Below are 14,946 nucleotides of genomic sequence, written 5' to 3' on the forward strand. Positions count from 1 at the left end.
CACTATCCCCTTATGCTAACAATTCCTATTCTTTACCTAATAATTTTATTTCACACTTCCCTATTAGAAAATTAAAAAGTTAAATAATATATTGACATGGAATCTTGGTGATTATAATGAAAAACTGATTCCCTCTTCGATACAATCAAAGCTTCAGCTGGCATAATAGGCTGTTTATTATTACTCAATTACTACCACTATTTTCACTTGATTTCAATTCACTAATAGCTTTAAGTATTGCATCTACTATATCTGGAGATGTTGTTAAAGGTTTTTCTTCTAAATCTAAAGATGCGTAATTTAATGCTTTGGTCGCTGATTTAATTTCTTCAATATTTGAATTATCATTGTTCATTATATTTACCGCATTAACATATGCTTCTTTAAATAATATCCATGTTTCTTCTGTATAATCTTTTTCTACCTTATCTTTATTATTTTCAATACTTGTCTGCAAGTCATTTTTATCTAGTGGAGAGTTTGCTTCAGGTGAAAGGACCTTAAAATAATCCAGATTTACTTGATATTTACCAGAACGCTCTTTAGAAGTTAGCTTAATAGTATGCTCACCATTTTTTAAGTTTTTAAATGATGCAAGTAGTGATTGTCCTTCATCATTTCCTTCTAAAGAATAGTTAGCTTTTTCTCCACCATCAATAGAAATATCAAAACTAGCAAAATTAGTATGCTTGTGAACATAGACATCTATTCCAGTTCCATTAAATGTGTACTCAATACTACTGCCTATTGTCCCAGCTCCAAGCCCTGTTTCAGTCTTAGTAACACCATGATGTTTAGTTGGTTCTCCTGCCCATGTTGACCAAGTACCTGTCCATATAAACTGAGAATTTTTTGTCCACCCATTGTTGTTTACAGCATCTTCTACAATAGTTTCACTTATTGATGTTGGTATAGCAATTTTAACGTCGATTGAATTTTTTATTTCTTCATTTTCTTTAGATATAGCAGTAACCTTAACTACTCCATTCTTTGAATTTATAGTTAACAATCCATTTTCATCAATAGTCGCAAGATTAGTTGCATTTCCTAAACTATCCGTAACCTTCCATGATACTTCTTTATTAGATGCATCTATAGGCGTAACATTAGCCAACATTTGTAATCTGCTATTAGCTTTGCTTAATGTTTTTATACCTGAATCCGAGAATATATCAATCCCCGTTACAGTTGTTGCTAAATTATCTATAACTTTAAATGCATCTAGTTCTACTTTAGCCCTACTTGCATTAGGATTTTTTGTTGCAGTTGCCCTAAGCTTAATTGTATGCTTTCCCTTTTTTAAATCATTAATAGTATATATAACCTTTTTTCTTTCTGTAGATGGGCTATAAGTATCTACTTCGCCTTTGCTAGCACCGTCTATAAACACTTCATATTTACCTCTATCTGCGTTAGTTACTACAAGCACTTCTATTCCTGTGCCTACAAAAGTTAATTCGGCTGTTTCATTTCCAATTGGATTCTCTAAAAACTTTACTGTACCTGCATAATTAGCTGATTCAGACCAGTTTCCCCAATTCCCTACATAAGTTATACGAGGGTCTTGATCATCAATATATCCTGCCATGTTTCTTAAATCTTTAACACCTACTTCATCTGATAGCTTAGTTTCAATTCCATCAATAACTGCTGAAATACTATATTTGAATGTTCCTAAAATGTCCTTAGCATTTTCATCTGTTAAAAATGTATCTTCTATATTATTACCAACTAGTACTAAATCTCCCTTATCTATTTGACGATACACATTATAAGTTACATTTTCTCCTTCTACATCATTCCATTCTAGATCAATAACTTCATCACTTATTCTATAAGCACTTAATTTAGTTGGTGCATCTAATTTTGAAGTTGGAATATTAGTTATTATATAAGTTTCACCTTTAACTGTATCAAAAGATATTTTTTCATTTTCTAAAGCTCTATAATTAATCAAATTTCCTTTAGAATCTTTAACAATTGATAATCCTATATTTTCATATTTTCCAATAAATTCTCCACCATTATTTGAAGTTATAGAAAACTTAGTAGCTTGGTTATCTTTCCATTCCATACCAACTTCAAAATTTCCTCTAGCAACCAATCCAGACACAGAACCATCTACCCATTTATCAGGCATAGCAGCCATAAAATTGACATATCCCATATTACTTTGCATAAGCATTTCAGCTACTCCTGAAGTCATACCAAAGTTTCCATCAATTTGGAATGGTGCATGGGTGTCCCAAAGATTTGTAAGAATACCACGCTTAAATAATGTACGAATTAAACTGTATGCACGATTTCCATCTCCTACCCTTGCCCATGTATTAATTCTTTGTCCCATTGCCCAACCGGTACTTTGATCGCCACGATCATTTAGTGATACAATAGCTGCTTGAAGTAACTCCGGAGTTTCTACAGAAATTAAATCCCCTGGGAATAAACCTAAAAGATGAGACATATGTCTATGTCCTTTTTGCCCCATACTTCCTAATGTTGTTTCTTCATACCATTCTTTTATTTGACCACTATCACCAATTTCAATAGGACCCTTTAAATTTCTTTGTATATCTTCCCATTTTTCAATCTTCTCTGGATCTTCATCTACTAACTTAGCCGCTGTTATAACATCTTCGTACATTTGCCAAATTAAAGATTGTTCATAAGTATTCCCATTAGTTCTTGGTCCATGTTCTGGAGAATATGCTGGTGAACAAACTAATTTACCTGTTTCTGGATCTTCGATTAACATTTGCTCATATAAAATAGCCTCTTCCTTTAACATTGGATAAATTTTAGTTTTCATAAATTCTACATCGCCAGTGTACTCATAGTATTCCCAAACATTTTGTAAAATCCAAGGTACTGCTGCTGGAGACCAACCCCAGTCAAAGCTCCAACCTGGCGCGGTCCATCCAAATGGCGTATTTTGTGTATGAGCCATAAATCCATTTTCTTTATTTTCATCAGTACTCTTTATATTTGCATAAATTTCTGCTGTAACACGACCTGGTTCTCTTAATGATTCTATATAATCAATTAATGGCAAAGCTGTTTCCGCCATATTTGTTGAGTATGATGGCCAATAGTTCATTTGAAGATTAACATTCATATGATAATCTGAATGCCATGGAGAGTTGTTTCCCCCTGCCCATATTCCTTGTAAATTAGATGGTAATGATCCATCACGTGAGGAAGCTATTGATAAATATCTTCCGTATTGGAATAACATAACCTCAAGATCTCTTTGTTCAGTTTCTGGTGCAGTGCCATCATTATATTTCTTCAATAATTTATCAGTAGTCATACTTGATGGTGTTTGACCTAAATCTAAATCTACTCTTGAAAATATACCTTGATAATCTGATAAGTGCGACTCTATAAGAGCATCATATCCCTTTTTGCTTGCCTCTACAATATTTTTATTAACTCTAGCCTCTAGATCTTCATCAGATTCTCCTGTTCTATATTTAGGATAGTCATTTTTATAATCTGTTCCTATTGAAGTTATTATAATAACTTCATCAGCATCTTTTACATTTACCTTTCCATCTGCTAAATCAGTAATTGTACCACCACTATTTATCACTTTAGTCTGAGAGCTAAACTTCATTTGATTATCATCTAACTCACCAGAAATAGTGATTAATCCATCTTTTGCAGTTTTATCAAATGTCCTACTATATCCATTATTTGTATTAGGCCCTCCACCTCTAGTATTATCTGGCTCTACTCTAACATCTAAAGATAATTTTCCTTTTTCACTAGCAGAGAGCTTTGTAACCATAACGTTATCAGGATAACTCATAAAATATTCCCTTCTGTAGTTAACATTATTATAATCATAATTAACGCTTGAAATTGCAGTATATAAATCTAAATCTCTCACATAATTTTTTACATTGTCAGCTTTTATATTATCTTTAAAATCTAAATACATGTTTCCGTAACTTAAAAAATAACCATATCCTTTTGTTCCTGCGTCGTCACTAACGCCTGTTAATTTATTGCATAAACTATTAGCTGTAGCTATATCCCCTCTAGCAAATGCATCTTGAATGGCCTTCATTATTGGAACATCTACCCCATTAACTTTAACGGTTGCATTAGATTCTATGTTTCCCCCATTATATTTAGGTCTACTTTCACTTGGTCCACCTGACCAAAGTGTTTTTTCATTTAATTGTACTCTTTCATACTCTACTCCACCAAATATACTTGCCCCCATATGTCCATTTCCTATAGGTAATGACCATTTCTCCCAACCATTATAGCTATCCTCTGCTGGAGCATCATACCATAACCTCAACTTATTATTATTTGTAACTTTGCTGTCATTTACTTTATTGTCTAATGCAAATATAGTTCTACCAGTAGATAATAGCATTGATAAGGTTAGTATTGCTGATATTATCCTTTTTTTCCTTTTCATTTTTATCCTCCTTAAAATTAAAGACGTCCTGAACTATATTTTTGCTTATATTTCAAGACGTCTTTATACTTAATAAATTACTTTTATACTATTGTTTTTTCTTTTTTAACATAAATGCACCTAATAATGAAACTATTGTTCCAAATAGTCCTACTGCTGCTGGTGAAGTTCCTCCTGTAGCTGGTAATCCGTTATTGCTGTTATTACTGTTATTACTGTTATTGCTGTTATTGTTGCTATTATTATTGGTACCGCCGCTATTATTATTTCCCCAATTACTACCACTATTTTCACTTGATTTTAAATCACTAATAGCTTTAGTTAATTTATCTGTTATGTCGTTAACTTCCTCTTGAGTAGCATCTTCCTTAACTAAAATACCCTTAGCATCTTTTAAAACACTTATGAAATTCTCCCAACTCTCCTTTGTATAATCTTCTGCCTTTAGAGATTCTGCTATTGCTATTGATTTCTTTAATTCCTCTTTATTTACTTCTACTGGTTTTTCATCATCCACTTTTTCTAATTCTTTAATAGCCTTTTCTAAAGAAGCTTTTATGTTATTTACTTCTTCTTGTGTTGCATCTTCTTTAGCTAAAATTGCTTTCGCTTCTGCTAAGATATCTACAAAGATTCCCCAACTTTTTGCTGTATAATCTTTTTCTTTTAATCCTTCTGACTCAGTTATTAAATTAGATAATTCTGTTTTATCCACTGCTTCTGGAGTTTCTCCTCCATTCCCAACTTTTATAGTCACAACATTAGAGGATACAGATTTCCCTTCAACTGTTACTTTAGCTGCTAAAGTAGACTCTCCATCTTTTAATCCCTTAATTTTTCCATTTTCTATTGCAATAACATTCTCATCTGAAATAACATATTCAACTGTTGCTTTTGATAAATCTACTTTTTTTCCATTAGACATAAGTGCATTGACATCAAAATCAACAGATAAATCTACTGGCAATTCATTTACACTTGTATTTAGATTTACATTCTTTATTACTGAATCAGATTCTTCTTTAATTTCTGAGACATAAATATCATCTAAAATAATCTCTTTAAATCCATTACCTTTATCTAAAGATATATAGTAATCATTTACATCCCCAGTAGTAAATTCCTTTACTATTGGCTTAGCATTAATATATTCTCCTGTTTCAACACCAGTAGCCTCTAATGGGATATTTAATAATGTTCCTTGTGATAACGATTTAACATTAATAGAATATCCAGGTGCTGCATCTGCAAGTGAATATAAAAATCCAAGCTCATATTTAGTATTAGGCTCTAACTTTAATGTTGATGAATCTGTTACTATCATTTCCCCTACTTCGCCTTGTTGTTGATTACTCTTTAATGAGAATCTTCCATTAATAACCCAGCTCATTTTTTGTCTTCCATATAAATCTTTTTCTGCTAAGTGAGTTCTATTCGAAGTTCCTCTGTCTGGTGCTAAGAAGAATGGTGTTATTCCTTCATCAACATTTTCAAAATCTTCATAGAATACATATCCATCTTTATTTGTATGACCAGGATGCTGCCAAATTCTAAAATCGTCAATTAATACTGGATTTTCACCTTCCCCTGCTTCTATATAAATAATGGCTTTATCTATATTTTTAGGCACTGTAAATTCTACTTCCATTCTAACGTAAGTATCATCTAACCATTTAACACCTTCTCCTTGTCTTACTCTTCCACCTCGATTAATAGTGTTATTAAAACTCTCATCCCCTACGTCTACACCTAAAAGAACTTCTCTATTACCACTATTCTTTACCCAAGCAGAAATTGAATAAGTTTTTCCAGTTTCTAATCCACTTATTTCTTGGCTTATTTTCCCTTGCTTTTCTCCAATAGAAACTATATCATTTCCTTTTCTTCTATTTTCAGTTTCATTAACAAAAGTTATATGATCTGTTTCACCATTTTCTGATTCTTTAGTCCAGTAATTCCAACTTTGAGAATCAAATCCAGGATCATTTATTTTACTGCCTTCACCCCATGAATCTATTCTATCTTCTGAAACTTCTCCCTTAGTTACTATATATGGAGTATTTTGTTTAACATCTAAAGTTACTTTTCCATTGACAACATTTATACTTTTAACTTTAGTTCTACCTAAATCAGATAATTCATAAATCTCAACATTCTTTAAATTCCCCCAACTTTCAGGTAGTTCCCACTCCGAAGTAGTACCCATTGGATTCCAATGATAAATTTTCTCATCTTCTTCAACTGGATCCCAAGGTAAAAATAAAGTAGTCTTTCCTTCTCCAATTGAATTAATTGTATCTTCTGGAGTTGTTGCAACTAACCTCCCCTCTTTATAGTAATTTATATCATTTCCTTCTCTTACTGCCCTTAGTCCTTCATTAAAAATAACTTCATCTTCTGTCATTTTCATTATATCGAAATGTTGCATATACTTAGTTGGTAAAACTTGATTATAGAACCTTTCTACTCCATTCACTCCTTCTATTGAGTGATTATTTCCCCATCCACTTGATAATAAATGCTTACTTCCCTTTAATAACGGATTTGATAAGAAACCATCCTTAGTACTATTTCTTATAAATCTTAAAATATCACTTGTTCCACCTTGATTTGGATATGCTGGATCTGAACCCCAATGATTCCAAATTACATGTTCTTCTAAAGGACTATGAAATTCAGTAGCTACTGGATAACCTATATCATTAAGTTTTTCTCCAAGTTGATGAGCATTCCATCCATTTCCTGTATAAACATCAACATAAACCCATCCTAAATCTGGTACATCTTTTTTTAATTCATCTAATCTTTCAAACAACTTACCAGTTACAATATCAGCTCTTTGATCAACATAGTAAGATTGATCAAGCCATCCCCAACCAGGTGCCTTTTCATTTACTATTCCATCTGGATACTTAAAAGCATCTAGTTGATACTCTGTTGCATTTATATGGACACCAAATTTTGCATTATACTTAGCACCTTCATTTATTAATGTATTAAAATCTTCAACGCCTCCTTGTCTAATCCCTATATGTCCGCCATAATCTGGGATAGAATCATCATGTCCTTCAGCTTGATATCCTTTTTCAAGTACCATTTGTCCAAATCCATCTGTATAATTATATAATTTCTTTACAGTATCTAAAGTTCTTAAAAATGGACTTTGAGTATATCCAATATTGAACGCTATATAGGAAAGGCTATCTTTAATCATATCTCCTCCCATAGGTGCTTCAACATTATTTCTATATTCTATAGCTGCATCTTGCCAATCTATTGTTTCATCTGAATTCATATCCTTTGTTATCATGACTTCTGTCCATAATGTATCTTCGGCATAAACTTCTACTTCTGAGTCTAACACCTCTCTATAAGTCCATTCTCCTGTTCCCATTGCAGTAGACTTATATCCATTTTTATTTTGAGTATCTAGTATTATTCTACTTGAATATTCAATTACATTATTATTCATTGTTATAGCAAAATTATCGTTATTTATAAATGCATATGTTTTATTTTTTAATGATGGTTCTAAATCTTCAACTGTACTTATCTCATCAGTTATTTGATGCCATGCTCCTGTAGATAAAACTCCTGCTATTGCTCCACCTTCATTACTCTTAACTGTTGCAAAACTATTATTAGGTAAGTATATTTTCTTTACTTTAAAGTCACCATTTTCTTTTATATCTGTTATCTCCATTCTTATCTTGTTATCATTTACAGATACTTGCATAGTTAATGTAACTCCTATTTCGTCAATAGCCAAAGTATACGTAGCTACATTATTCTCAATATTGAATGAAACCTTTGGAGAATATTTTTCATTATTTATTTGAATTTTATTATATCTATCTTCTTGACCTATTAACTTTGAATTATCTCCTTTCCACACATAATCTACTATTCTTGGAAAGGTATTATCTAAATTAACTTTTATTTTATCTGATTCTATACTCTGAACTTGAACCTCTGGTAACTCTTCTTCAATTTCTGTGGTAATTTCTTCAACTTTTATATTATCTAATGTTACGGTTTTATTACCAAACCATCCTACTAGACCTATTTTACCTGCATTACTAGGTATACTTCCTGTTGTTGTACTTCCTAATAATTCATTATTTATCCATAAAGTAATAGTATTATCTTCAACTTTCAATTTTAATTTATAATTTTTATTTGCTTCAAGTTTAGTTGAACCTGGAAATGCTCCCCAACTCTCTTGTCCATTTTTAGCAGATTTCCATACCCATGAACCTGAATCGTAACATAATGCTCCCCAATTATTTACATCTTGGACTCTAAACCCTAATCCAATTCTTCCAGTATCATTATTTACACTAAAGTCTGTCTCATAAGTAAAATTCTTAATATTAGGAGACTTGTTATCATATGCTAAAGAAACTCCATTCATTGGAATCTTCACAGATCCATCTGATACAGTTACTGCTATCCCTATTGGTTTTAATACTTTCCAGTCCCCACTTGTTTCTGATGTATCAAAATCTGCTGAGTAAGATATTTTCTCTCTTACAGTTATATTTGCAATTGCTTTAGGAGCTTCTTCTGATGCACCCCTTATTGTTCCTTGAACTGTAAAGTTCCCAGCACTTTCATAACTACTTGGATCAACATAATCCCAAATAACTACCTCTTCAGCAGTTGTTCCATCTTCATATGTTACAGTAGTTGTATAAGGTAACTGTGGCTTAGCTTTAACTAAAGTTTCAATATCTATTGGTTTTACACTTGTTATATCATTTTTAACTTCATCATCAAGTGTCTTAATTTTTAAATAGTCAACTGTTATATCTTTACTATCAAACCAAGTTCTAAACCCAAATTTTCCTGCTTCTTGTGGAAAATTATTTATTGATATAATATCATTAAATATTTCTTGCCCATTAACCGTCAATGTTAAAGTATTTCTCTTAACTTTCACTTTCATAGTAACCCATTGTCCACTTTCTAATTTTGGACCTGCTATATCATCTTTCCAAGCGGTAGGTGATTCTATTAACCATCCTGTTCCTGTATTGTATCCTACAAAGCCATAACTATTAACACCTTTCCCTCTAAATACAAGACCAAACCTTCCTGGTAATTCCCCCTCTTTAGCTTCAAACTTAAATCTTGTTTCTGCTTCAAAATCTTTTAACTCTGGAGATTGATCTTCAATGAAAACCAAGTTATTACCCTTACTATCATCTCTTTTTATTGTTAAAGCACCTTTTGAACCCCCTTCAGTAAAATCAAAAACTTCTTTAATTTCACCATCCCCTGCAAGTCTTGTCCAAGAGTTACTATCATAGTCACTATACTCTTGATTGTACACAAAGGAGTCATTTACCTGTTTGATGTTGCCTACTTGCGTAGTATTAGTTGTTTCAGCTAAAGCCGATACTGGAATTTGACCAACTGCAACTGCAGCTGCTATTATAAAAGCAATACTTTTATTAATTGATTTTTTTCTCATAATATCCCCTCCACCTTTTGTATACATTTACAATTATATTTTAATATATAATACAATTTAATAATTTAGTAAAATTGGTAATTTTTTTAATAATATTGCTATTTTAAATATCTATGTTAAAATATTGTTCTCAATAAATTAACTTATATATTCGAATAAAAAAAATAAAAAGAGGTATATTAAATATATCTCTTTTTATTTTATAGTATTAATCAATAATATTAATTTAATAATTCTAAAACTTTATTGGTATAACCACATTATTTACACTTTTCTACTTTCGTCTTTTCTTTTTGGCTATTCTTTTACCTAATTATTATATCACGCAATTCTAGATATAATTTGAATCACTATCAAATGTACAGGATAGAACATATAAAACATCCATTTTGTAAATTTATTTTTTAATCCCAACTTACCATTGTATAATAAAATTAATGGTAATGAAAATACCATCATCCATTGGTAATCAAACAGCATAAGTTGCTCATATGCATCTTGTCCAAAAAACGCTGTAATAACAGGCAAAATAGAAAAAGCTATGTACGAAATTGATAATAAACATTTTCTATTTCTGAAGAAATAAAATATTAATGTCATGAAAAATCCATAAAAAGATGATTCCGTAAACATATATGCAACACCTAAAAATATTACTATAATTGTTGTTACAATGTAAGCCTTTTTATTATTCACTGCCTTGCCATACTCTAATACTAACAAAATCAAAATTGAAAGAGCTAAAGATAAAAATATATTATTACTTATTCCTAATAAATTATCTAGTCCTATCATTATCAATCCAAATAGAGATAAACGACCTAAATATTTCATTCTACTTTTAGTATGAAAGAATCCCTCTATTATAAGATAGAAAAATATAGGAGCTGAAAGCTTTCCTAAATAGCCAAACCAAATTGGGATATCATAAGCTCCACCTAAATATGTATATATATGATCCATAAGCATTGTAACAATAGCTATAATTTTTAATGTAAAAGAACTAAATATCTTCATTAACTTAACCTCCCTAATTTCATAAAACTATTGTACCTATGATTTATATTTCTATCTATTTATATTCCTTTCATTTACCTTACATTATTGTAAGACAGTAAAATACCACTAGTCTTCATCCTAGTGGTATCAAAATTAATTCATTGTGTTTTCTTTATGACCGCATTCTTCACATTTAAAATATTTCTTTCCATATTGATTATTATCATATGCATAATCAAATTCCTTCATAGTTTCTCCACAAATTGGACAAATCTTATCTGTAGTATTTTTCAATAGACTCCCTCCTCTAACTTACTATTCAATCTTTTATAATAAATAATTTTAGTAATTTAATTCTTTTATATAATAAATCAATAATAAAAAAGTTAGCCATTTTGACTAACTTTTTTATTATTGATTTATTATAACACATTATCTGCTTTCATTTCATTTAGTAACTTTTCAGCTAGTTTTAAATAATTATCCCATGCTGTATTTCTCTTAGTATATCCGCTTGATTTATAATCACCTGTATCCTCTATTGCAGGTAATCCTGTTAAATCTAGCATATCTTGAGTTTCTACAACCTTGTTATTTAATTCATCCATTTGAATATTAAACCCTATACGTGATGGCTCATGATACTCAATACTTTCATACTTTGATACTCTATAATACTTCTTTAATTCTGGATCTTCTATTTCATCTTGTGAATTTGCAAATATCTCATCATATCTACACTCTAAAATTTTACCATCTTTAACTATAACCTTTAATTTACCTGTTAATCCACCACCTAGTTCTTCTGCAATTGCATAGTACTTAATTCCAGAAGGACTTGATAATTCAGTACTAAGCTTTTCAGCTAATGGTGCCATAGCTTGCTCTATACTATTTGAAGCTCCAGATACAACATCGAATTCTCCTGTTAATCTTTGTTCATCTATCATTTGCTTTTCAACTTGAACAACACTTTGAATCCAAGCTGCCCCTTTAGCTAATCCCATATCAAAATTATACTCTGAATTACGCTTAGGAACATCTTGATAATATCTTTTATAGTAATTTGGTCTTGTCATTTCATTAAACTCAACCTCTACTATTTTCCCATCATTTTGAACGACTTCTAATATTCCTAAATGACCTTGTCTAAAACGTTCTTCAATTTTGTAGTAATCACCTTTTATTAATCCTAATGTAGGTTGAGCATCCCACTCTAAATCAATATCTTGTCCAACTGTTGTTGATGCTTGTGTATTTGCATCTGCTTTTTCTTCTGGCTTTTCTTCTTTAGCACATGATGTTAATACTCCCATTGCCATAATAATAGCTAAAGTAGAAATCATCCCCCTTAGTTTTTTACTTTTCATTTACTTATCCTCTTTTCGTATAAATATTGTTAAATTTTCGTCAATATATTATCATAATTTTAGATTCTCAGCAATTATTCCCATTTATATTTAACACTTTATAAATAATGTTTACATCAACTTAATAATCCGTCCTATTTTTCTATTTTTTCTTTATTTTATTTACCTTTCTATATTCAAATTATACAAATTATGGATTATAATTAATATAAAGTATATTTAAGGAGGTTATTAATATATCTAAATTATTTAAAAATAAAGCTATGATTACCATAACAATTATTTTAATCTTAGTAATTATAGCTATATCATCATTTTTTTATTATAAAGAACGTTCATCTGGTAACATAAATGCTAAATCAAATATATCTGAAATTGAAAAAATAAATAAAGAAATTTCTAAAGAAACAAGTATTGAAATCAAGGATGATGAATATTATCCTATTGAAAAAGTTTATGATATACTTCATAGAATGAGTAATACAAAAATAATTGCAGAAGATAATCAAATTTGGGGAAGAATATCTATGGACCCTAAATATATTGCATCATTAAAAAGCTTAATAGAAAGAGTTGATTATGAAGATAAAGATTACATGTTAGAAGTGCTTTCTAGATGGGAAAATAACGATTTTTCGAAAGCTGTTGAGGAACATAATTACTTTTGGAAAAAGCTTGGTGGAACTATCGGAAAAGCAATTTCTTTAAAAGAATAGCAAATTGTTATACACTTATTTATAAAAATAGTACAAGTTATAAACTCTTGTACTATTTTTATATTTATTTACTTAATAACTCTTTAATTTCTGGAATGCTATAGCCCTTATTTTTTAACTCCTTAATTTCTTCAATCCTCTTAACAGCATTTTCACGTGGAAATCTTCTTGTTAAATTTTCTTCCTCTTGCTCAAAAGGTATCATACCCTCTTCTGTATAATATTTAAGTGTACTATATCTAGAGTTAGTAATCCTAACAAGTTCTCCAATTGATACATACTCTGATTCTAATATTTTTTCCATCGATCTTTGTCTTGACATTAAATTTTACAACTCCTTTAAATAGGATATCTTCTAAGACGTACCCCATGAATAGCTACTCTTCCTTGAATTGCTTCTGGTATAGCTTCATAAATTATATTATCTATTTTAATTAAAGGAACTGCTCCTTCATGTATGACAGTATAATCGTGACCATTTTCCTCTAATCTTTTCCTTACTTCTCCTAGTCTTTGACTTGCGTTAGGAAACCATTCCTCCGTATCAATAAAGATAGATTGAGAACGTTCAATATCAGGAAAAATAAAGTTTATTCCAGTACCTGTTGGAGTTTTAATTGCATTTTTCTTCATATTTAAAAATCCCTTTACAGCCATTTCAATTCCATGATAAATGTGAATATCATAAAGTTTCTTTGATATTTTATTATTTATAACTAAACTATGAATCTTTTTATATACTATTTCTAAATCTCCCTTAGAAAAAACATCTTGCATGCATCCACTTTCTCTAAGAAGCCACAGCATAAACATGTTTTCATCACTTAAAACTCCATCTTCTAAAATTTCAGCTCTAAGGAATTCAACTATTCTAGAATATTCATCCATATTACTTCTATACTCTCTTAATGATAGTCCAGCTGTTTTGTAATACATATCACAACCTAATAAACTAGGTATTTCCTCAATATAATCATATCCTTTTAAAGAATCTGTCATAGAAATTTCAAGATTTTTTAGATGTTTATTAGCTAAATTAGATGCTTTTGATAGCCACCAATTTAAATCTTCTTCTATAATTTCCTTCTTATTAAAAAGTGGTTTAAAAACTGCTTCCTGATATAAAGTGATATTAGGATTTTCAAGATATGATTTTTTTAAGGATAGTTTATCATTAACCTCTATAAAATTACCATTTAAATAAGACTCTAAGATAACTGCTGCTGAAATACAATGAAGTGATATTTTTTTGACTGTGGTCATATGCTTACTGTCCTGTGCATTTAAAGCAATAATTGAATAGCTTTGTGATAATTTTAAATCTCTCATACAATTCTCCTCTTTAACCCTAATTAATTTCTTATTATAAGTAAATTATATACAACTTACTTACTACTTACTACTTATGATTTGATAATACTACTATAACACTTATTTGTAAATACATTCCAAGTTAATTTTTACTTATTTATTTGTTTTATAATATAGAAAAAACTGTACAAAAAAGTAGCTAAACTTATACCATTAAATTTGGCTACCTTTTATCAATATAGATTTTTATAAGATTACTTTCATCACAAATTAACTTTTCAACTTCATTTAAATTTTTACCTATTTTATATTTAGGTTTTAAAATAGCTTATCATATATCCATTTATTAAAATATCCTTAATCTTTTCCATTTTAACCCTCTTATTTGCATATTTTAATTTATATATTTATTTTAAATCTCTATTAAATCATAAGCAATTAAAAAGCTATTTTTATAACTAACCCAAAGGACTTTACTCCTTTATAGAATTAAATATAGTTTTATTAAAGATTAAATTTCATTATCGGATAAATACTTTTATTTTCAAAGGGGCTCGCGTTTTAAACTGATACCTATGTCAAGGACATTATAAAAAAAGGGTTATGCACAAAGAAGATGATTTCTGTATTGAACAGGGG

The 14,946-nt window shown here is 29.9% G+C and carries 8 protein-coding genes; 1 reads left to right on the top strand and 7 read right to left on the bottom strand.

Annotated features, from left to right (window positions below; genetic code table 11):
- Positions 1–184: 184 nt before the first annotated feature.
- From I2A75_RS12460 to I2A75_RS12480, 5 genes are all read right to left on the bottom strand, one after another.
- Positions 185–4,435 (bottom strand): glycoside hydrolase N-terminal domain-containing protein, encoded by a 4,251-nt coding sequence (locus I2A75_RS12460; RefSeq protein ID WP_195264926.1) that lies wholly within the window; start codon positions 4,433–4,435, stop codon positions 185–187.
- 88 nt (positions 4,436–4,523) lie between these two features.
- On the bottom strand, positions 4,524–9,911 hold the full coding sequence (locus tag I2A75_RS12465; protein ID WP_195264928.1) for an endo-alpha-N-acetylgalactosaminidase family protein: 5,388 nt from the start codon (positions 9,909–9,911) through the stop codon (positions 4,524–4,526).
- 321 nt (positions 9,912–10,232) lie between these two features.
- A complete protein-coding gene (locus tag I2A75_RS12470) occupies positions 10,233–10,928 on the bottom strand; it encodes a TraX family protein (protein WP_195264931.1) in 696 nt (231 codons plus the stop codon).
- Between the two features lie 135 nt (positions 10,929–11,063).
- A complete protein-coding gene (locus I2A75_RS12475) occupies positions 11,064–11,204 on the bottom strand; it encodes a hypothetical protein (RefSeq protein WP_195264933.1) in 141 nt (46 codons plus the stop codon).
- A gap of 128 nt (positions 11,205–11,332) precedes the next feature.
- Positions 11,333–12,280, bottom strand: coding sequence for an FMN-binding protein (locus tag I2A75_RS12480; protein ID WP_243242160.1), 948 nt, complete (start codon positions 12,278–12,280; stop codon positions 11,333–11,335).
- A gap of 263 nt (positions 12,281–12,543) precedes the next feature.
- On the opposite strand from I2A75_RS12480, the gene I2A75_RS12485 reads away from it, so the two are divergent.
- Complete coding sequence (locus I2A75_RS12485; RefSeq protein WP_195264935.1) at positions 12,544–12,996, top strand: DUF6241 domain-containing protein; 453 nt, start codon at positions 12,544–12,546, stop codon at positions 12,994–12,996.
- Between the two features lie 64 nt (positions 12,997–13,060).
- Here the strand turns inward: I2A75_RS12485 and I2A75_RS12490 are convergent, their stop codons facing one another.
- Complete coding sequence (locus I2A75_RS12490; protein ID WP_195264937.1) at positions 13,061–13,318, bottom strand: helix-turn-helix domain-containing protein; 258 nt, start codon at positions 13,316–13,318, stop codon at positions 13,061–13,063.
- A gap of 17 nt (positions 13,319–13,335) precedes the next feature.
- A complete protein-coding gene (locus I2A75_RS12495) occupies positions 13,336–14,325 on the bottom strand; it encodes a hypothetical protein (protein ID WP_195264939.1) in 990 nt (329 codons plus the stop codon).
- Positions 14,326–14,946: the final 621 nt, after the last annotated feature.

This window comes from Clostridium sp. 1001275B_160808_H3, assembly GCF_015550425.1.
Classification (GTDB): domain Bacteria; phylum Bacillota; class Clostridia; order Clostridiales; family Clostridiaceae; genus Clostridium.

Bases quoted from the DNA above. Each gene is read 5' to 3' on its own strand.
- I2A75_RS12460 (WP_195264926.1), bottom strand. From the start codon at position 4,435: ATGAAAAGGAAAAAAAGGATAATATCAGCAATACTAACCTTATCAATG.
- I2A75_RS12465 (WP_195264928.1), bottom strand. From the start codon at position 9,911: ATGAGAAAAAAATCAATTAATAAAAGTATTGCTTTTATAATAGCAGCT.
- I2A75_RS12470 (WP_195264931.1), bottom strand. From the start codon at position 10,928: ATGAAGATATTTAGTTCTTTTACATTAAAAATTATAGCTATTGTTACA.
- I2A75_RS12480 (WP_243242160.1), bottom strand. From the start codon at position 12,280: ATGAAAAGTAAAAAACTAAGGGGGATGATTTCTACTTTAGCTATTATT.
- I2A75_RS12485 (WP_195264935.1), top strand. From the start codon at position 12,544: ATGATTACCATAACAATTATTTTAATCTTAGTAATTATAGCTATATCA.
- I2A75_RS12490 (WP_195264937.1), bottom strand. From the start codon at position 13,318: ATGTCAAGACAAAGATCGATGGAAAAAATATTAGAATCAGAGTATGTA.
- I2A75_RS12495 (WP_195264939.1), bottom strand. From the start codon at position 14,325: ATGAGAGATTTAAAATTATCACAAAGCTATTCAATTATTGCTTTAAAT.